The organism is Achromobacter sp. 2789STDY5608621, assembly GCF_001299375.1.
GTDB classification, from domain to species: domain Bacteria; phylum Pseudomonadota; class Gammaproteobacteria; order Burkholderiales; family Burkholderiaceae_B; genus Achromobacter; species Achromobacter insuavis.
On record NZ_CYTU01000003.1, the window covers coordinates 188788 to 208071 of the forward strand.

Sequence of the window (19284 nt, forward strand, 5' to 3'; positions counted from 1 at the left end):
CCCGCCGCGGCGGGATGCGGGTCGGACCACACGATCAGCAGCCCCCCGCCGCCCCCGCCCCCGCCGATCATGGAGGCAGAGGAATTCAAGGAGACAGAGGGCGCTTCATTGCCCGGCAGCCCCGCGCCGCCGGAAGCCGGCACATCGCTACCGTCGCTGCCCCCGCCGCCGCCGCTCCCGCCTGGCCCGAGCCCATTCTGCCCCGGCTGGCCGATCGCCTGGCCGCCATTGCCGTTGCCTGCCGGCCCGCCAAAGGCGCCGCCGCCGGGTATCCCCACCGCGCCCGCGCCGCCCGAGCCCGCGGCGAAAGCGGCAGGCGCGCCGTGCAGCATGACACCGGCAAGGACCAGCATCAGTGGCAAGGGACGGCAACGATATTTCTTCATGGGGAACTCCTGACAGCCCGAAAACGCCATTCAGTAACCCCAGGACGGGAAAGGTTCCATCGCAACCCCTAGCGCAAGGGGTCGAGGATCATGCCCATGCGCGCGGGCGGCGCTGTCGGTCAGGCCGCCGCGCGCGCCTGCGCCAGCCGCCATAGCTGTTCGGCCACCGCGGCCATGTCGGTCGGCTGGCGGTACAGGCAGATCTCCACCGGGATATCCCATTCGGCGCCGCCCGCGCGCACCAGCCTGCCCTGCGCCAGATCGTCCTGCACCAGCATGCCGGGCAGCCAGGCGACGCCGCGGCCCTGCACCGCCATGGTCCGCAGCAGCGTGGCGTGCGGCCCGACGAAATTGGCGCGGATGCGTTCCTCGCCCAGATCCTTCTTGCGCAGTTGGCTGGCCACGATGCGCCCCAGGCCCGAGGCCGGCCCATAGGCCAGGAAGTCCACGGCGGCGTCGCCCGCCAGGCGGTGCGCCGGCTCGCCATCACGGCCGGACGCGGCCGGTGCGCTGACCGGCACCAGCGTGTCCGAGCCCAGCCGCACCATGGGATAGGCGGTTTCATCCAGGCGGCTGGCCACGCCCGGATGCCGGTGGCACAGCAGGAACTGCACGCGGCGCTGCGCCATCAGGTCTTCGCAGGCCTGGAAGCTGTCGGACATCATCTGGATCGCGCCGACTTCCATGTCCGCTTCCAGGCCGGCCAGCCATTTCGGAAAGAAGGTCAGCGACAGCAGATGGGTCGCCGCGAAGCGCAGGCTGGCGGCATCCTGCGCGTGGGCCGCGACCGCCTTGATGCGCGCCGCCTCCAGGTCGGCCAGCACCTGCTTGAGCAGCGGCAGGAAGCGGCGGCCGGCGGCGGTCAGCTCGGTGGGGTGCGAGCTGCGATCGCACAGATCGGCGCCCACCCATTCCTCCAGCGCGCGGATGTGGCGGCTGAACGCGGGCTGCGCGATGGCGCGCGCTTCCGCCGCGCGCGAGAAACTTCCGGTGTCGGCCAGCGCGAGGAAATCCTCCAGCCAATTCATGTCCAGAGGTCGGTTTCCAGGTCCCATGATTGTTTGCAGCGCAGCATAGATAATTCTATGCAATTCGAGTATTGGACGGCCCAAAGGGGATGCCGCAATCATAGCGGCCATTCCCCCACCCACAGGACCTGGAAAACACCCATGCCTTCCATCCCGAATTACCGTGGCATCATCCCCGCGATCGCCTGCCCGTTCACCGCCGACCGCCGCATCGACGAGCCCGCGCTGCGCCGCCTGGCCAGCTGGCTGGCGGGCCACGACGGCGTGGTCGCCGTCATGACCAACGGCCACACCGGCGAGGTGTTTTCGCTGACGCCCGCCGAACGCGCGCAGGTCACCCGCATCGTGGCCGACGAGCTGCGCGGCAGGCTGCCCGTGATTTCCTCGATCGTGTGCGAAGGCATCGCCGAGGCCGCCGAACACGCCCGCGCCGCGCGCGCCGCCGGCGCCGCCGCGCTGGATGTGATGCCGCCCCACCACTGGTTGCGTTTCGGCTTCACGCCCGGCCACGCGCTGGAATACTTCCAGGCCATCCACGAGGCCGCGCCCGATCTCGACCTGGTCTGCCACGTCTATCCGGCGTGGACGCGCGCGTCCTATTCGTCGAGCCTGCTGGCCGACCTGGCGCGGCTGCCTTACGTGCAGGCCTTCAAGGTCGGCCAGCGCGACATGAACAAGTATGCCCGCGACATCCAGGCGCTACGCGACGCCGATGCCTCCAAGGCCATTCTCACCTGCCACGACGAATACCTGCTGGCCTCGATGGTGCAGGACGTGGACGGCGCGCTGGTCGGCTTCGCCACCTTCATCCCGCAGCTCATCATCGACCTGTGGGAGGCGGTGAAGGCCGGCGATCTGAAGCGCGCGCAGGCGGTGCAGGCGCTGATCACCCCGCTCAAGGACGCGGTGTATGGCGCCGGCGAGCCCACTGGCGAAGCACATGCCCGCATGAAGGCCGGCATGTACCTGGCCGGCGTGCTGGAGAGCGCCACGGTGCGTCCGCCCACCGAGGCCCCCGGCCCGGTCGAGATGGACGCGCTGCGCGCCGCGCTGGCCAAGGCGGAACCGCTGGCGCGCTGAAGCCGCATCGCGCGGCGGCCAAGGGGCGGGACAGCCCCGGCCACGCCGCGACGACATCAAAACCCGAGGAGACACATCATGCGAAAAACCATTCTGTTGCGCGCCGTGCTGGCCCTGTGCACGGCGCTGGGCGGCGGCGCGGCGCAGGCCGAGGCGGCCTATCCCGCACGCCAGGTGCGGTTCGTGATTCCCTTTCCGCCGGGCGGCACGCTGGACATGCTGGGCCGCGACGTGGCCCAGAAACTGAGCGAGCAGACCGGCCAGAGCTTCGTGGTGGAAAACCGTTCGGGCGGCAACGGCATCATCGGCGCCGACGTGGTGGCCCGGTCGCCGGCCGACGGCTACACCCTGCTCTTTAACGCCTCGACCTTCACCACGGCGCCGATGACGATGAAGTCGGTGCCCTTCGACGTCGACAAGAACTTCGTGCCCGTCGCCATGGCCGGCAAGGCGCCGCTGTCGGTCTCGGTCAAGAAGGACCTGCCGGTGTCGGACCTGGCCGGCCTGCTGGCCTACGCCAAGCAGAACCCGGGCCGGCTCACCTTCGCCGTCGGCTCGATCGGATCGGCCGGGCATCTGGCCACCGAACTGCTCAAGCGCCAGGGCGGCCTGGACTACATGGTCATTCCCTACCGCGGCACCTCGCCCGCGCTGCAGGACCTGGTGGGCGGACGCATCGACGGATTCATCGACCCGGTGCTGGGCGCCCTGTCGTACTACAAGGGCGGCATGCTGAAGATCCTCGCCGTCACCTCGGAAGCGCGCCTGCCCAACCTGCCCGACGTGCCCACGGTGGGCGAAGTGCTGCCCGGCTACCAGTACTACAGCTGGTACGGCCTGTGGGCGCCGGCCAGCACCCCCGCGCCGATCGTCGAGAAGCTCAACGCCGAGGTCAACAAGGCCCTGTCCTCGGGCATGGCGGCCAAGTACGAACAGCTGGGCGTGACGATCACGCCGATCACCACGGCCGAGTTCACGCGTTTCCAGAAGGACGACATGGCGCGCTCGCGCAAGATCATCGAAGAGGGGCACATCCATGTCGACTGATCCCACGCCAGGCCACGCCGTCGTCACCGGCGCCACCGGCGGCATCGGCCAGGCGATCGCGCAGCGGCTGCTGGACGGCGGCTGGCGCGTGACCGGGCTGGACCTCGGGCCCGCCGTGGCCCGGCATGCCGCCTACCGGCATGTCGAGGTCGACCTGTGCGACGACGCCGCCACCCGCCAGGCCTCGCAGGCCCTGGACGACGTCACGGCCCTGGTACATGCGGCGGGGCTGTTGCGGGTAGCGCCGCTGGCGCAATCGGACCCCGCCGACGGCGAACGCATGTGGAAGCTGCACGTGGATGCCGCGGTCCGCCTGACCCGGGACCTGGCGCCGTCGATGGTGGCGCGGGGCGCAGGCCGCGTGGTGCTGGTCGGCAGCCGCGTCGCGCAGGGCATGCCCGGCCGCGGCCAATACGCCGCGTCCAAGGCCGCCTTGGTGGCGCTGGCGCGCAGCTGGGGCGCCGAACTGGCGGGCAACGGCGTGACGGTGAACGTGGTGTCCCCCGCCGCGACGCAGACGGGCATGCTGGACGACCCCGCGCGGGCCGCCAGTCCGGCGCGCCTGCCGCCCATCGGCCGGCTGATACAGCCAGCCGAGATCGCGGCCCTGGTGGCGTTCCTGCTGTCGGCCGAGGCGGCCGCCATCACCGGCCAGGACATCGCCATCTGCGGTGGAGCATCGTTGCCCCGCTGAACTCACGTTCGCGCGCGGCCGACCGTGCCCGCGCGGTCGCGCCCCGATTCAGCGGTGCCCCGATGCGGCGGCGTCCCGACAGATGCGACAACGGCGGCGACGGCCGTCGCCGCCGGCCGCCTCCGGCATCAGGCGGGCTTGCGCATCAGCCGCTGCCAGCCTTCCAGGCCCAGCCGCGTCAGCGTGTCGATGTTCTTCTCGTAGATCTCGGCGGCGTCGGGAAAGGACTCGACCGCGCGGTCGATGCTGTCCTCGCGCAGCAGATGCAGGATCGGGTACGGCGAACGGTTGGTGTAGTTCTCGATGTCGTCCGGCTGCGTGTCGGCGAACTGGAACTGCGGGTGGAACGTGGCCACCTGCAGCTCGCCCACCAGGCGCATGCGCTTGAGCAGGCGGTCCGACAAGTCCTCGAAGTCGTTGAACTCGAGGAAATCGTCGAGCGCGTCGGGAATGATCAACAACGTGGTGTCGATCTTTTCCGGATCGGCCTCGGCCAGCAGGGCCAGCTCGTCCTGCAGGTCGGTCAGGACGCCTTCGGCGTCGGTCGCATCGCTGACGGCAAAGCGGATCTGGTCCTTGACCTGAACCGCTTTGGCGAACGGACAGAGATTCAGGCCGATCACGGCCTGGGTGAGCCAATGGCGGGTTTCGGCAACCACGTTGGCGTAGGCGTCGGAAGTGGAAATCATGGCGGGTAATCCTGGCAAAACGCGAGTATAGGCGACCGACCTGGGCTAAAATGGCCGGCAATGGGAATGGAGCTTCCCAAAACCGCCGATCTCGGCTGATGGCTCCTGCTGACCGGGCAACATGCCCGCAGCGGGTGTCGTCCGGACAAACACCCGCCGCGGCGGGTGTCTTGTTTTCGGGCCGCGACCTCGCTGGAGGCCGCCCGCGCTGCCCCACCGCGCGGCCCGTGGGCAAGCCCCGGCTGTTGCTCTCCATCGTTTGATCTGGAGAGACATCTTGAATCTACTGCTGGTATTCGTCGGCGGCGGCCTGGGTTCCGCCGCGCGCTACGGCATGAGCCTGGCCGCGCTGCGGCTGGGCTGGATCGCCTTCCCCTACGCCACCCTGGCCACCAACGTGATCGGCTGCTTCGTCATGGGGCTGATCACCGAACTGCTGGCGCTGAAGTTCTCGGTGTCGCAGCCGACCCGGCTGTTCCTGACCACCGGCATCGTCGGCGGCTTCACCACCTTCTCGACCTTCGCGCTGGAAACGGCGCTGCATGTGGAACAGGGCCGCGCCGGCCTGGCGCTGCTGTACGCCGGCCTGTCGCTCGGCCTGGGGCTGGCGGCGCTGTTCGGCGGGATGGCGCTGGTGCGGACGCTGTGACGGCGGCGGCCGGGGCGCCGTTGACGGCCGCGCTCGCCATTCGCCATCCGTCCGACATTGCCGGAGCCTGTGGCGCCGCGCGACGGGGCCGCGCTAGAGTGGCGCCACGACTACGACGAGAGAAACGGATGGCCATCGCGCTCACCTATTTCGCCAACCGCCTGTCCGACGATGAATTGGTGATGCTGCTGCGGCAACGCGAGAACTTCTACGTCGAGAACATCAGCGCCATGGATATGCTGACACAGCGCATGCAGGCGCTGCTGGCGACGGACGGCTTGCACAGCGTGGTACAGATCGCGCCCCAAAATGCGGCCCCCCTCTCATTCATTCCCAACCCGATCACGGACACCGTCTTCATCCTGAGCGGCCTGTGGGCATTACTGCGGCGGATCGCGCAACGATTCACCCGTCCCCGCTGCGACGTACTCCTGCGAGTGACCTCCGAGACAGCCATGCGCGTCGTGTTCCGCACATCGGCGCGCCCCTCGGCAGCGTCTCCGACGCCATGAAAAAAGCCCGGCCAGGCCGGGCTTTCCTTCATCCGCCACCGCCGATCAGGCCGTCGGCATCGCCGCCATGGTCTGCGCGACCGCGGCGGTCAGCTTCTTGCCGTAGGGCACGTGCAGGAATTCATTCGGGCCGTGGGCGTTGGACTTGGGGCCCAGCACGCCGCAGACCATGAACTGGGCCTTGGGGAAGCCCTTCTGCAGCATGCTCATCAGCGGAATGGTGCCGCCCTGGCCGATGTAGCCGCAGGGCGCGCCATAGTATTGCTGCGAGGCGGCATCCAGCGCCTGGGTCAGCCACGGCGCCGAGGCCGGCGCGTTCCAGCCGGTGGCGGCGCCTTCGTTGGCCTTGAAGAGGACCTTGGCGTTGTAGGGCGCGTCGGCTTCCAGCAGGGCCTTGATCTCTTCGGACGCGGCGACGGCGTCGATCAGCGGCGGCAGGCGCAGCGACAGCTTGAAGGCGGTGCGCGGGCGCAGCACGTTGCCGGCGCTGGACAGCGGCGGCAGGCCTTCGGCGCCGGTCACCGACAGGGTCGGGCGCCAGGTGCGGTTCAGCAGGGCCTGTTCCGGCTCGGTGGTCATGGGCAGCACGAAGCCGCCCTCGGCGCCGCAGCTCCAGGGGAAACGGCGCCACACTTCATCGCCCAGGATGCGGGCGGTGGCGTGCACCTGTTCGATGCGGTCGGCGGGGATTTCGCAGTGCAGGCTCTGCGGCAGCAGGCGGCCGGTGCCGCTGTCTTCCAGGCGGTCCAGCAGGTGGCGCAGGATGCGGAACGACGACGGCACCACGCCGCTGGAGTCGCCCGAGTGCACGCCTTCGTCCAGCACCTGCACTTCCAGCGTGCCCGAGACCATGCCGCGCAGCGAGGTGGTCATCCACAGCTGGTCGTAGTTGCCGGCGCCCGAATCCAGGCACACCACCAGGGCCACGTTGCCCAGGCGGTCGCGCAGCGCGTCGACATAGGGCAGCAGGTCGTAGCTGCCGGATTCTTCACAGGTCTCGACGATGCCGACGCAGCGCGGGCGCGGGATGCCCTGCTTGTCCAGCGCCATGATGGCGGTGAGCGAGGCATACACGGCATAGCCGTCGTCGGCGCCGCCGCGGCCGTAGAGCTTGCCGTCTTCGTACTTCGGGGTCCAGGGGCCGAGGCCGGCGCGCCAGCCCGAGAATTCAGGCTGCTTGTCCAGGTGGCCGTACAGCAGCACGGTGTCGCCGTTGTCGCTGCGGGTGGCGGGCGCGTCGAAGAAGATCACCGGCGTGCGGCCCGGCAGGCGCACCACTTCCAGCTTCAGGCCCGAGACCTTCTGGGCTTCGACCCACTGCGCCGCGTCACGCACCACGCGCTCGATGAACGCGTTCTTTTCCCAGTCGGCATCGAACGCCGGGCTCTTGGCCGGGATGGCGATGTAGTCGGTCAGCGCGGGGATGATCTCGTTGTCCCACTTGTCGTCCACAAAAGCCTGCAGAGCCTTCGGATCGAGGGTAGGAGGAAGTGCGTCGTCGGGGATGCGTGCGTTCATGGCGCGGGATCCTGTGGTCGGATGGCAGAAGAATCCGCCATTTTATGCCTGCCGGGCGCGCTCGGCATCTTTTGTCCCTGTTTCCTGCCCGGCCACCGGAAAACGGTGCCGGCTGGCGCGCCGCCCCGCCCTCCCCCCTAGCGCGCCGCGTAGGCCTCGATCCGGCTCCACACCTGGCGCGCCAGCGGCTTGGCGTTGTCTACCGACTGGTACAGCCGGATCTCCATGTGGATGTCGTTGCGCGCGCTGTCGGCCCGCGCCAGGACGCCGGCGCGCAGGTCGGCTTCGACCAGCGTGTGCGGCAGCCATGCCAGGCCGAAGCCCTGCCGCGCCATGGCATGCAGCGCGTCCGCCAGGTCCGATTCGTACATGGTCTGCAACTGCGCCGGCACGCACAGGCCGCGCAGCCGGTCGCGCAGGATGCGGCCCAGCGACATGCTGTCGGCGTAGGCCAGGAACGGCACGGCCGGATCCGAGGCCAGCTTGGGCACCGCGTGGCGCGGGTGGCGGCTGCCGGGCGCCAGCGGCGCGCTGACGGCCACCAGCTTGTCGGCGCCGACCCGGCGAAAGCGGTAGTTGGGGTTGTCGATCTGCGCGTACAGCGGCTCGTGCGCGTGGCACAGCAGGAAATCGACCTCGCCGTCGGCCAGCATGTCGATGCCAAAGTTGAGCGTGGTGGTGACCACCTTCAGCTGGAACGGCTGCATGCCCTGCTGCACCTTGGCCATCAGCCCCGGCAGCACCGAATGCGCCAGCGTCTTGCCGGAGGCGATGGCGATGCGGCGGGTGCGTTCCAGTTCGGGCTTCTGCAGGCCCTGGCGCGTCTCGCGCAGGATGTCGAGCACATCGATGGCGGCCGCCAGCATGCTGCGCCCGGCCGCGTTCAGGGTCGAGACCTGATGCCCGCGCTCGACCAGCGGCACGCCGGCCCAGTCCTCCAGCGCCTTGATGCGGCGCCCGAAGGCCGGATGCGTGACGTTGCGCGCCTCGGCCGCCTGGAACAGGTTGCGCGCCTTCGACAGGGCCACGAAGTCCTCGAGCCACTTGATATCCATCCCGTCTCCACCTTCTTCTTGTGTCGCTGTGCCGTATCGGCACAAGCCCTGCACATTTTGCACAAACCCCGCGCTTGTTACAACTAGTATTACGGCGTCTTCTGGAGATGCCGATGTCCGACGCCCCCGTCCTGCTGAAATCCCTGCGCAGCCACTTCCTGGGCGGCCGCGAGGTCGCGGCCAGCGGACTGCCGGTGCTGCAGAAGCAGGTGGTGGGCAACGGCGCCGCGCGCGCCATCGACATGAACGGCAGCTACTGCGCCGGCCAGCTCTACGTGCAGGAATACCGCCTGGCCGAGCCGCGCCACCCGCACCCGGTGCTGCTGTGGCATGGCGGCGGCATGACCGGCGCGCAATGGGAGAGCACCCCCGACGGCCGCCAGGGCTGGCTCTGGCGGCTGCTGCAATCCGGCTATGACGTGTTCGTGGCCGACGCGCCCGAGCGCGGCCGCGCCTCATGGGCGATGTATCCGCAGATCTATGACGCGGCGCCCATCTTCCGTTCCAAGGAAGAGGCCTGGCAGCTGTTCCGCATCGGTCCGGCCGACGGCTACGCGCCCGCCGGCCAGCCGCGCCGCGCTTATCCGGCGCAGCAATTTCCCGACGACGCCTTCGACGCCTTCGCCAAGCAGTTCGTGCCACGCTGGCTGGCGCATGACGCCATGGCGCTGGACGCCTACCGACAACTGCTCGATCTGGCCGGCCCCTGCATCGTCATCGGCCACAGCCAGGGCGGCGGCTACGCCACCCAGCTGGCGCGCGAATGTCCCGGCCCGATCCGCGCCGTGGTGGCGCTGGAGCCGACCGGCACGCCCGAGCGCGTCGACGGCCCCCTGCCCCCGCAACTGCTGGTCTGGGGCGACCACTTCGACCACAACGACACCTGGCGGCGCTACCGCGCCCAGACGGACGCCTACTGGGACGCCCTGCGGCGGGCCGGCCGGCGCGCCGACGTGCTGGACCTGCCCGCCGCCGGCATCGCCGGCAATTCCCATTTCTGCATGCTGGACCGCAACAGCGACCGCATCGCCGAACTGATCGTCGACTGGCTCAACGGCCTCGACTAACCTTCGCCTGGAGACACCATGAAACTGACCAAAACCGCAATCGCCGTGGCGTTGCTGAGCGGCGCCTCGCTGATCGCGGGCGCGGCCTCGGCGCAGCAGGCCGACTATCCCAACAAGCCCGTGCGCCTGATCGTGCCGTTCGCCCCCGGCGGCACCGCCGACATCATCGGCCGCGTGTTCGCGGCGCAGCTGGGCACCGAACTGGGCGCCACCGTGGTGGTCGAGAACAAGGCCGGCGCGGGCGGCTCGATCGGCACCCGCTTCGTGGCCGACGCGGCGCCGGACGGCTACATCCTGCTGCTGGCCTCGTCCAGCACCCACGGCACCAACCCGGCGGTCTACAAGAACCTGACCTACGACGCGGTGCAGGACTTCACCGCCATCACCCAGCTGGTGACCGTGCCGGGCGTGCTGAGCGTGACCAAGGACTTCCCCGCCACCGACCTGAACGGCCTGATCGCCAGCACCAAGGCCAACCCGGACAAGTACACCTACGCCTCGTCGGGCGCGGGCGGCCTGGGCAACCTGGCGATGGAACTGCTGAAGTCGATGACCGGCGCCAAGCTCATGCACATCGCCTACCGCGGCGCGGGCCCGGCCTTCACCGACGTCATCAGCGGCCAGGTCTCGATGATCTGGGAGCCGGTGCCGGCCTCGCTGCCGTACATCAAGGGCGGCCAGATCCGTCCCATCGCCATCGCCGCCGACACCCGTTCGCCGGAACTGCCCGACACGCCGACCTTCAAGGAAGCCGGCCTGCCGCGCTATGAAGCCAACGCCTGGAACGGCCTGCTGGCGCCCAAGGGCCTGCCGGCCGACGTGACGCAGAAGCTGCACGACGCCTCGGTCAAGGCGCTCAACAACCCCGAGGTCAAGGCCAAGATGGCCAGCCTGGGCGGCACGGTGGTGGCCGGCACGTCGGAAGCGTTCAAGAACGTGATCGCCAGCGACGTGAAGAAGTGGAAGAACGTGGCCGCCGACGCCAAGATCCAGCTGGATCAGTAAGGCTGTCAGGCCCCAGCGGTCTCGCGCCCGCCCCGCCGCGCTACAGGCGGCCGAGCGGGCGCGGTCCCTGCGCTTACTTGAACCGCGTCAGGTGGATCAGCATCGTCCGATCTGAATTGGCGCGCAGCAAGTCGGTCAGGCCCTGGGCGTAGTCAGGCATGGTCAGGTTCAGGAATGCCGTGCTGCCGCCGCCAACGCGCATTTCGAAATTGGCGGTCGTGTCACCCACCTGCAGGGTGGGAACGCCCACGTCGCCGCCCGTTCGCTGCGGCACGATCGCGGCAATGATCGCATCCCGGCCGACCCTGGCCACCGAGCATTCCGTACTGACCGTCGGATCGAGCAGCAGGCCGCCAAGGCCCTCCTGATCCTGTTGGTCGAGCTTCTTCGGATCGATGATGAGGATCGCGGTGTTGAACATGCGAGCCGACAATATCTGGTCAGAGGGCGCGGTCAGCTCTCCCTGCCGTTCCGCGGCGACCGAAAAGCAGCCCCGGGCGGGATTGTGGGTGAGTGATTGGACCACCCGCTCGAGGCGAGCGGGATCCTCGAGATCCTGCGCCGAAACACGCACCAGGTTGTTGCAGACCACCTGGCTGCTCGACTCGTCGGCACTGACGATGGCGCGCGAGCCCAACGCGCTGCCAGGCTGCAACCCCTCCTCGATACGACTGCTCACCGCGTACGAGGTCGGCACGGGGAACGCCGAGGTGGATGGCGCCACCATGCCGCCCACGGGAATCTGGATATCCCCTTCCGTCCGCATATTGTCCAGGGCCTGCCGGGGATCCCGCACCGGCGGTGGCACGTTCGGCGCCTCGGCCTTCAACTGGCCAATCATTTCCATCAACGCGGCATTGGCCTGGAGCATCATCTGATGACGGTCGGCCATGGCGGAAACGTCGTCGCGCACCTCCTGCAGATGGCTGCGCAGCCGGGTCGCATCCTCGACCGAAGGCGTATGACCATGCCGGACCAGCGCCAAGGCGTCGTGCAGGCGCTCGTTGACGCGATTGAGCTGTTCGCCGTGGACCTGCTCTTCTTCGCTCAACGCTCCCACCAGGGACAGGCATTCGTGGACCAATCGCTGCTGCTGCAGGATTTCGTCGGCGCCCTTGGCGACCGCCTCGCCATTCCTGGCATCGGGCTGGAACGCCGTGGGGTATTGCGCCTCAAGATTGGTCCGGTGTTCCTGCTTCGAGGCGGCGATGCCGTCCAGCAGTTGGGCCAGCCGGGAGTAATTGTTGGCCGTCTTGATATGGTCTTCCTGCAAATCGGTAACTTCATGCTGCAGGTAATTCGCGCCTGACCGCAAGGCCGCAATGTCGTTCATGGAACTCCTCCGCGCATCGTTGTCCACGGGCAGGGAGCTGCCCGCATCCCGGTGAGTAACGAAGCAGCTGGCGAGGTTCCCTCGCCCGGTGCATGGCGGCCAAGCGTCAGGCCGGCGTGAAGTTACCGGGGAACGTGACCGTCAAGCCCACGCCGCGCCCGTTCAGGCCTGGCGCGAACGCCACGACCGCGCCATGGCGCGCGGCGATCTGCGCCACCAGCGACAGGCCGATGCCGCTGCCGCCGGCGTTGGCGCCCGGGGCCCGATAGAAGCGGTCGAACACCCGCGCCCGTTCGCGCGGCGCGATGCCGGGGCCATCGTCGGCGACCCGCAACCAGGCCGCGCCGCCCTCGCCCGGGCCGCAGGCCACGGCGATCTGCCCGCCCTCGGGGGTGTAGCGCAGCGCGTTGTCGAGCAGGTTGCGCACCAGCACCCCCAGCGTGTCCATGTCGCCACGCGCGCCGCAGGCCTGCACGTCCAGCTGGATGCGCTGGCGCTTGCGCGCCGCGGCCGCCTCGCAGTCGCGCACCAGCAGCACCACCAGCGCGTCCAGCGCCACCGGTCCGGGACCGGCGTCGGATTCGCTGGCCGCGTCCATGCGGGCCTGGTCCAGCAATTGCTCGGCCAGGCGCGCGGTGCGCTGCGCCACCGCGCGCAGTTGCAGGGCGGCGTCGGCGGCCGGCGTGTCGGCGATGCGTTGCAGCAGCACTTCGGTCTGGGCGCTGAGCGCCGCCAGCGGCGTGCGCAGTTCGTGCGCGGCGTCGGCCAGGAAGCGGCGCTCGTGGTCCATGGCGGCCTGCAGGCGCAGCAACAGCGCATTGATGGATTGCACGTAGGGATGCAATTCCCCCGGCAGGCGGTCCAGCGGCAGGGGCGCCAGATCGAACGGCGCGCGCCGCAGGATCGCCTCGCCGGCCTGGTTGACCGGCCGGAAGGCCTGGCGCACCACGATCCAGGTGGCCGCCGCCAGCAGCAGGAACAAGGCGGTGACAATGACCAGCCCGCGCTTGAACGCGGCCACCGCCTCGGCCCGCAGCACGCTGTCGGCGCGGGCCAGCTGCACCTGCACCTGGCCGGAGGCGTCGCTGAGCGAATACACGCGCCAGCTCTCGCCATTGATCACGCTGTCGCGGAAACCATCGTCGAAATGCGGATTGAGCGGCTGGGCCGGCGATTCCGGCGAGCGCAGCGCCAGGCGCCGGTCCGCCAGCGACCAGATCTGCACCGAGGCGCGCTCGCCGCGGAAATGGCTGGACGGCGGCAGCTCGAAACGCTCGTCCGGCCGTTCTTCGAGCAGGCTGCGGCGCAGCGACAGGATGGTCTGGTTGGCCGAGTCCACCAGCGCCTGGTCGCGGATGCCGGTGCGGGCCTCGGTCATGGCGTGCTGCTGGCACAGGAACACCGCCGCCCAGGTCAGCAGCAGGGTCAGCAACAACGTGACGGTCAGGCGCTTGCGCAGCGTCTTCATGGCGCGTCCCCCGCGGCGATGCGATAGCCCAGCCCGTGCACGGTGGCGACCAGGTCCTCGCCCAGCTTGCGCCGCAATTGGTGCACGTAGACCGCCACGGTATTGCTTTCGATGGTGCCGCTGCCGCCATAGACCGCGGATTCCAGCTGCTCGCGGCTGACGGTCTGGCCGGCGCGCTCCATCAGCGCCAGCAGGGTGCGGTATTCGCTGGCGCTGAGCACCACCTCGGCGCCCGCGCGGGTCACCACCCGGCGCACCGGGTCCAGCAGCACGTCGCGGCAGCGCAGGACCGACACCACCGAATTGCTGCTGCGGCGCACGACTGCGCGCAGCCGGGCCAGCAGTTCGTCCAGCTGGAACGGCTTGACGATATAGTCGTCGGCGCCCGCATCCAGCCCCTGCACCCGCTCGCTCAGGCGGTCGCGCGCGGTGATGATGAGGACCGGCGTGGCGTCATAGCGCCCGCGCAGATGCTTGAGCACGGCCAGGCCGCTGCCGCCGGGCAGCCCCAGGTCGAGCAGCACGGCGCCATAACCATGGTCGACCAGCGCCAGCCGGGCCTCGGGCACGTCCCGCACCCAGTCCACGCGCATGCCCGCCTGCGCCATGCTGGCGCGCAAGGCGTCGCCCAGCATCGCATCGTCTTCCACCAGCAGAACTTGCAAGAACGCTCCCTGACTCTCCATGGCGCCGCATTGTGCCGCCCTGGATTTAAAGAATTTTTAAAAGCCGGCTCCGACAATGGCGCCTTGTCGCGCTCCGGCCGCCGCCGGGCGCCTGCCCCACGAGAAAGGAAAGTTCCCGCAATGAAGCTGGCTATGTTAGCAACTGGCGCCGCCACGGCCGCCGCCCTGGCCTGCGCCGCCGCCCCGGCCCTGGCCGATCAACCTGGCACCAATTTCATCGGACTGGGCGTCGGCTACGTGCCGGTCTACGAAGGCTCGCGCGAATACCGGGCCCTGCCGGTGCCGCTGATCAACTACCATTCCGGCAACTTCTTCATCTCGCCGCGCGCCGGGCTGCCGGCAGCGGGCCTGCAGACCACGCTGGCGCCCGACTGGAAGGCGGGCGTGTTCGTCGGCATGGGCCTGGGCCGCAAGTCCAGCGACGCCGACCGCACCAAGGGCCTGGACGACATCGATTTCCACGGCACCTACGGCGCCTTCGTCGAATGGGCGCCCGGCCCGTTCTCGCTGGGGGCCGCCTACCGCCAGGCCGCGCGCAGCGGCTACGGCGGCACGCTCGAACTGCGCGCCACCTACGCCGCCTGGCAGGACGGCGCCAACCGCGTCAACGTCGGCGCCAGCACGCAGTGGGCCAGCCACGACGCCATGCAGACCTGGTACGGCGTCACGTCCTCGCAGGCCGCCAGCAGCCGCGCCGGGCTGTCGACCTACTCGCCGTCCTCCGGCTTCAAGTCGGCGGCGCTGTTCACCAGCTGGTCGTACCGCATCAACCCCAGCTGGAGCACCATCACCACGCTGGGCGTGAACACGCTGCTGGGCGACGCGCGCGACAGCCCGCTGACCGAGCGCCGCGCCAACCTGTTCGGCAGCGTCGGCGTGGTCTACGCCTTCTGAGCGGCCCCGGCCGCGCCCTCCCAGGAAACCAGCGCCATGAAACCGCTGCCCAGGATGGAAGTGTTCGCCAAGGTCACCAGCGTCGATGCTTTCGGCCGCGCCGCCGCGGCGCTGGGCATTCCGCTGTCGCCGTTGCCGCGCCAGGCGGCCACGGCGGGCCGCGATGCCGGGCTGCTGCGCGTGGACCTGCCCGACGCCCGCACCCGGCAGGCGCTGGCGCCCGCGCTGGCGGCCTTCGCGGCGCGCCATCCCGGCTTGCGGTTCCAACTGAGCGTGACGCGGGCCGCGCCCGCGGCGCCGGACCGTCCCGATCTGACGATCCGGCTGGAACCGCCCACCGACCCATCCTGGCTGGCGCATCGCCTGGGCGCCCTGCGCGCCCGGCTCTATGCCGCCCCCGACTACCTGGCGCGGCGGCCCGCGCCCGAACGCCCGGCGGACCTGGCCGCGCACGACTGCATTGGCGTGCATGCCGACGACAACGGCGCGCCCGCGCGCTGGCAGCTGCGGCGTGGGCAGGACCGCGCCGTCGTCATGACGCGCGAACGCTATTGCGTGGATGATCCCGAGATGGCGCGGCAGCTGGCCACGCGCGGCGCCGGCATCGCGCCGCTGCGCGACGGCGCGCCGGGGCTGGTGGCGGTGCTGCCGGAATGGGAACTGGAGCCGGTGACGCTGTATGCGTTGACCGGCGCGCCCCGGCTGTCGGCGCGCGCCCGCGCCTTGATCGCGCACCTGACCGAAGCGCTGGCGGGCTGACGGCGGCGCGGCGCCCCCTTATCGACAAGACGCGGAACGCGCAAGCGTCCCGCGTCCGGAACGGCGGCGGCTCAGGCGCCGAGCAGCGCCGGCTCGGCGCCGTGGCCCAGGGCCGGCGCCTCGGCGTCGATCACCCGGCCGGTCTGCAGCTTGAACACCGCCACCGCTTCGCGCAGGCGTTGCGCCTGGGCTTCGAGCGAGGCGGCCGACGCGGCGGCCTGTTCGACCAGCGCGGCGTTCTGCTGCGTCACGCTGTCCATCTGCGACACCGCCTGGTTCACCTGCTCGATGCCCTGCGACTGCTCTTCGGAGGCGCTGGAGATCTCGTTGATGATGTCCGTCACGCGGCGCACCGAGGTCACGATCTCCTGCATGGTGGCGCCGGCGGCTTCGACCTGGTCGGAACCGATCGAGACCTTCTGCACCGAGTCATCGATCAGGCCCTTGATCTCCTTGGCGGCCTGGCCGCTGCGCTGCGCCAGCGCGCGCACTTCGCTGGCCACCACCGCGAAGCCCTTGCCCTGCTCGCCGGCGCGGGCCGCTTCCACCGCCGCGTTCAGCGCCAGGATGTTGGTCTGGAAGGCGATGCCATCGATCACGCCGACGATGTCGGCGATGCGGTTGGAACTGTCGGCGATGGCGCGCATGGTGCCCACCACATCACCCACCGCCTGGCCGCCGCGGGTGGCCACATTGGACGCCGCCGTCGCCAGCTGCGAGGCGTTGCGCGAGCTGTCGGCGTTGTTCTTCACGGTGGACGACAGTTCGTCCATGCTGGCGGCGGTTTCCTCCAGCGAGGCGGCCTGCTGCTCGGTGCGCGAGGAAAGGTCGATGTTGCCGGCCGCGATCTCGCGCGAACCGGTGTGGATCTCTTCCACGCCCTGGCGCACGGCGGCCACGGTGCGCGCCAGGCTGTCCTGCATGCGCTTGACGGCGGCGTAGAGCACGCCGATTTCATTGTTGCCGCGCTGTTCGATGCGGTTGGTCAGGTCGCCGCCGGCGATGCGGTCGAACAGGCGGCCGGCCTCGTGCAGCGGCCGGAACACCGAACGCGCGAACACCGCGTACAGGCCCACCACCAGCACCGCCACCACCACCAGCAGGCCGATCAGGAAAGCGATCGCGCCATTGATGCGGGTGTTGGCCTCGCGCGCCACGCGCTGGCCGACTTCATCGGCGTAATCGACGTACTTCTGGATCGCCTGGGTGAAGGCGATGCCCAGCGGCGTGACCTTCTCCAGGTTCAGGCGGCTGGCGTCCTGCGCCTTGCCGGCGCGGATCGCGGCGATCATCGGCGTGATCGCGTCGCGCTGGTAGACCTCATAGGCGGCCAGCGCCTCGTCGAACAGCGGCTTGCCCACTGGCGAGGTCTCGGGCGTCTGGCGCGCCGTCTGGATCAGGTCGGCGGCCTTCTTGGTGTAGCCATCCAGGCGCTGCATGCTGGCCAGGTTGTCGATGCTCTTGCCTTCCAGCAGCGTGGTCTGCGCGGCCAGCAGCACCAGGCGCGCGCGCAGCAACTCGGCGCCGGCGGAGTCGACGGCGTTGGCGCGCACCAGGTTGGTATCCAGCATCACCTCGATCGACGTGCGGTTGGAGGTCAGCTGCTGGTAGACGGCGATGCCGGTCACCAGGAAAAGGGCGAAAAAAATACAGAGCGCGGTCGTCAGGACGGCGCGGATACTCAGATTCTTGAACATGGGGAGGGCCACTCGGGGTTTGCAGGAGGCCGCCGCGGGCGGCTGTCCCCCTGTTTACGGCTTATTGCAATGAAAAGTTAAATATCTCATTGGGTTACACCCCCTTGCCGCGCGGGCCGGCTTGCCGGACAGAATTAACAACGATTATCATTTCCGGTCTTTGACATCGGCGAGAGAGATTCCATCGTGACGGCGGCCAACCAGCCCACGGCGCATCCCACCCTGAGCGCGCTTTACCGCGACCACCACGGCTGGCTGGCCGGATGGCTGCGGCGGCGGCTGGGCAGCGCGCACGACGCCGCCGATCTGTCGCACGACACCTACGAGCGCCTGATGGTGTCCGGCCGCCTGCCCGAGGCCGGTCAGGCGCGCGCCTTCCTGACCCAGATCGCCAAGGGCCTGGTGATCGACCTGTTCCGCCGCCGCACCCTCGAAACCGCCTATCTCGACGCGCTGGCGCAACTGCCCGAACCCCACATGCCCTCGGCCGAGACCCGCGCGCTGGCGCTGGAAACGCTGATGGCGGTGGACGCCGCGCTCGACGCCCTGCCCGCCCGCGCCCGCCAGGTCTTCATCCTGTCGCGCTTCGAGGGCCTGACCTATTCCGAGATCGCCGCGCGGCTGGGCGTCTCGGTGGCGCTGGTGCGCAAGCATATGCTGCGCGCCGCCCAGGCCTGCCTGGCGGCGCTATGAAGGCCGGCGCCGCGGGCATCCCCGACCCCATCCTGGCGCAGGGCCTGGAATGGCTGGTGGTCATGTGGTCGGGCGAAGCCACCGCCGACGAGCGCGCCGCCTGGCAGCGCTGGCGCAACGCCCATCCCGACCACGAGCGCGCCTGGCAGCAGGTGCAGCGGCTGGACGCGCGGCTGCTGGGCGTGTCGCCCGAGGCCTCGGCCCAGGCGCTGGCGCAGTCCGGCCGCCAGGCCGGCCGGCGCAAGGCGCTGCGGCTGATGGGCTGGGGCCTGATGGGCGGCGGCGCGGCCCTGGCGGCCGGCCGGCTGCCCTGGGCCGTCTACGCCGCCGACTACCGCACCGCCGTCGGCGAACGGCGCGAGGTGGTGCTGGAAGACGGCACCCGCTTCACCCTCAACAGCGACAGCGCCGTCGACGTGCAATACAGCGCCGGCGCGCGCCGCCTGGCATTGCGCCGGGGCGAGCTGTACGTGGCCACCGGCCACGGCGCGCTGGCCGCCGGCCGCCCCTTCTCGGTGGCCACCGACCACGGCAGCGTGCTGGCGCTGGGCACGCGCTACAGCGTCGAGATCCAGCGCGACCGCATGCGGGTGGCCGTATACGAAGGCGCGGTCGAGATCCAGCCGCGGCAAGGCGCCGCCTTGCGGCTGCAGGCGGGCCAGGCCGCCGGCGTCACCCCGGACGCCGCCGGGCTGCTGCCGGCGGCCCCCGCCGCCGCGCCCGCCTGGCTGCAGGGCCAGCTGGTGGCCGACCGCCTGCGGCTGACCGACTTCCTCGACCAGGTCGGGCGCTACCGCCACGGCGTGATCCGCTGCGACCCGCGGGTAGCCGACCTGATCGTCTCGGGCGTCTATCCGCTGGCCGACACCGACCGCATCCTGGCCTCGCTGGCGGCGGCATTGCCGGTACAGGTGTCGCGCTACACCGGCTACTGGGTGGTGGTGGAACCCAAAAATCCGGGCCGGCCGTAGCACTTTTTCTTTCTCGTTCGGGAACCCTGCATAACCGCAGTATTCACGCCCGC

19 protein-coding genes, 1 pseudogene and 1 riboswitch are annotated in these 19284 nt (G+C 69.9%); of the genes and pseudogenes, 11 read left to right on the forward strand and 9 right to left on the reverse strand.

The window, feature by feature from the left end:
• Both AOZ53_RS34650 and AOZ53_RS04955 read right to left on the reverse strand, forming a co-directional pair.
• Window positions 1-386, reverse strand: a pseudogene (locus AOZ53_RS34650) (hypothetical protein); the annotation flags it as partial.
• A 119-nt stretch (window positions 387-505) separates the two neighbouring features.
• Window positions 506-1414 carry a LysR family transcriptional regulator gene (locus AOZ53_RS04955; protein ID WP_231689753.1) on the reverse strand — a complete coding sequence of 303 codons (909 nt, stop codon included), beginning with the start codon at window positions 1412-1414 and terminating at the stop codon, window positions 506-508.
• A 141-nt stretch (window positions 1415-1555) separates the two neighbouring features.
• Here AOZ53_RS04955 and AOZ53_RS04960 point away from each other — a divergent pair, with 141 nt between their 5' ends.
• The 3 genes from AOZ53_RS04960 to AOZ53_RS04970 all read left to right on the forward strand — a co-directional run bounded on the left by AOZ53_RS04960 (window position 1556) and on the right by AOZ53_RS04970 (window position 4235).
• Window positions 1556-2494 carry a dihydrodipicolinate synthase family protein gene (locus AOZ53_RS04960; protein ID WP_054487076.1) on the forward strand — a complete coding sequence of 313 codons (939 nt, stop codon included), beginning with the start codon at window positions 1556-1558 and terminating at the stop codon, window positions 2492-2494.
• Between the two features lie 78 nt (window positions 2495-2572).
• Entirely contained in the window at window positions 2573-3541 is a 969-nt protein-coding gene (locus AOZ53_RS04965) for a Bug family tripartite tricarboxylate transporter substrate binding protein (RefSeq protein ID WP_054487078.1), read from the forward strand.
• On the forward strand, window positions 3531-4235 hold the full coding sequence (locus tag AOZ53_RS04970; protein ID WP_054487080.1) for an SDR family NAD(P)-dependent oxidoreductase: 705 nt from the start codon (window positions 3531-3533) through the stop codon (window positions 4233-4235). The genes AOZ53_RS04965 and AOZ53_RS04970 overlap by 11 nt, the downstream gene beginning before the upstream one ends.
• Window positions 4236-4363: 128 nt before the next feature.
• Here AOZ53_RS04970 and AOZ53_RS04975 read toward each other — a convergent pair whose 3' ends face one another.
• Window positions 4364-4924 carry a DUF1415 domain-containing protein gene (locus tag AOZ53_RS04975; RefSeq protein ID WP_054429802.1) on the reverse strand — a complete coding sequence of 187 codons (561 nt, stop codon included), beginning with the start codon at window positions 4922-4924 and terminating at the stop codon, window positions 4364-4366.
• 53 nt (window positions 4925-4977) lie between these two features.
• Window positions 4978-5039, forward strand: a riboswitch (Fluoride riboswitch).
• A gap of 162 nt (window positions 5040-5201) precedes the next feature.
• Here AOZ53_RS04975 and crcB point away from each other — a divergent pair.
• Window positions 5202-5573, forward strand: coding sequence for a fluoride efflux transporter CrcB (gene crcB / locus AOZ53_RS04980; protein ID WP_054429803.1), 372 nt, complete (start codon window positions 5202-5204; stop codon window positions 5571-5573).
• Between the two features lie 128 nt (window positions 5574-5701).
• On the forward strand, window positions 5702-6085 hold the full coding sequence (locus AOZ53_RS04985) for a hypothetical protein (protein ID WP_054487082.1): 384 nt from the start codon (window positions 5702-5704) through the stop codon (window positions 6083-6085).
• Window positions 6086-6130: 45 nt separating this feature from the next.
• Here AOZ53_RS04985 and AOZ53_RS04990 read toward each other — a convergent pair whose 3' ends face one another.
• The gene (locus AOZ53_RS04990; protein ID WP_054429805.1) at window positions 6131-7603 is read right to left on the reverse strand and encodes a M20 family metallopeptidase; all 1473 of its coding nucleotides are present in this window, start codon (window positions 7601-7603) and stop codon (window positions 6131-6133) included.
• Between the two features lie 137 nt (window positions 7604-7740).
• On the reverse strand, window positions 7741-8658 hold the full coding sequence (locus AOZ53_RS04995) for a LysR family transcriptional regulator (RefSeq protein WP_054429806.1): 918 nt from the start codon (window positions 8656-8658) through the stop codon (window positions 7741-7743).
• Window positions 8659-8771: 113 nt separating this feature from the next.
• Between AOZ53_RS04995 and AOZ53_RS05000 the strand changes: the two genes are divergently transcribed.
• A complete protein-coding gene (locus tag AOZ53_RS05000) occupies window positions 8772-9725 on the forward strand; it encodes an alpha/beta hydrolase (RefSeq protein WP_054487084.1) in 954 nt (317 codons plus the stop codon).
• An 18-nt stretch (window positions 9726-9743) separates the two neighbouring features.
• Window positions 9744-10730 carry a Bug family tripartite tricarboxylate transporter substrate binding protein gene (locus AOZ53_RS05005; RefSeq protein WP_054487086.1) on the forward strand — a complete coding sequence of 329 codons (987 nt, stop codon included), beginning with the start codon at window positions 9744-9746 and terminating at the stop codon, window positions 10728-10730.
• Between the two features lie 73 nt (window positions 10731-10803).
• Here the strand turns inward: AOZ53_RS05005 and AOZ53_RS05010 are convergent, their stop codons facing one another.
• The 3 genes from AOZ53_RS05010 to AOZ53_RS05020 form a co-directional block, all read right to left on the reverse strand.
• On the reverse strand, window positions 10804-12063 hold the full coding sequence (locus AOZ53_RS05010) for a hypothetical protein (protein ID WP_054429809.1): 1260 nt from the start codon (window positions 12061-12063) through the stop codon (window positions 10804-10806).
• 106 nt (window positions 12064-12169) lie between these two features.
• Window positions 12170-13531 carry an ATP-binding protein gene (locus AOZ53_RS05015; RefSeq protein ID WP_054487088.1) on the reverse strand — a complete coding sequence of 454 codons (1362 nt, stop codon included), beginning with the start codon at window positions 13529-13531 and terminating at the stop codon, window positions 12170-12172.
• Window positions 13528-14196, reverse strand: a complete 669-nt coding sequence (locus tag AOZ53_RS05020) for a response regulator transcription factor (protein WP_054429811.1) — start codon at window positions 14194-14196, stop codon at window positions 13528-13530. The genes AOZ53_RS05015 and AOZ53_RS05020 overlap by 4 nt, the downstream gene beginning before the upstream one ends.
• A gap of 141 nt (window positions 14197-14337) precedes the next feature.
• On the opposite strand from AOZ53_RS05020, the gene AOZ53_RS05025 reads away from it, so the two are divergent.
• Window positions 14338-15111, forward strand: coding sequence for a MipA/OmpV family protein (locus AOZ53_RS05025; protein WP_054487090.1), 774 nt, complete (start codon window positions 14338-14340; stop codon window positions 15109-15111).
• Window positions 15112-15147: 36 nt separating this feature from the next.
• The gene (locus AOZ53_RS05030; protein ID WP_054487092.1) at window positions 15148-15870 is read left to right on the forward strand and encodes a substrate binding domain-containing protein; all 723 of its coding nucleotides are present in this window, start codon (window positions 15148-15150) and stop codon (window positions 15868-15870) included.
• Window positions 15871-15941: 71 nt separating this feature from the next.
• Here the strand turns inward: AOZ53_RS05030 and AOZ53_RS05035 are convergent, their stop codons facing one another.
• Complete coding sequence (locus tag AOZ53_RS05035) at window positions 15942-17567, reverse strand: methyl-accepting chemotaxis protein (protein ID WP_054429814.1); 1626 nt, start codon at window positions 17565-17567, stop codon at window positions 15942-15944.
• Window positions 17568-17753: 186 nt separating this feature from the next.
• Here AOZ53_RS05035 and AOZ53_RS05040 point away from each other — a divergent pair, with 186 nt between their 5' ends.
• Window positions 17754-18260, forward strand: a complete 507-nt coding sequence (locus tag AOZ53_RS05040; protein ID WP_054429815.1) for a sigma-70 family RNA polymerase sigma factor — start codon at window positions 17754-17756, stop codon at window positions 18258-18260.
• Window positions 18257-19231, forward strand: a complete 975-nt coding sequence (locus AOZ53_RS05045) for a FecR domain-containing protein (protein WP_054478230.1) — start codon at window positions 18257-18259, stop codon at window positions 19229-19231. Before AOZ53_RS05040 ends, AOZ53_RS05045 begins: the two co-directional genes overlap by 4 nt.
• Window positions 19232-19284: the final 53 nt, after the last annotated feature.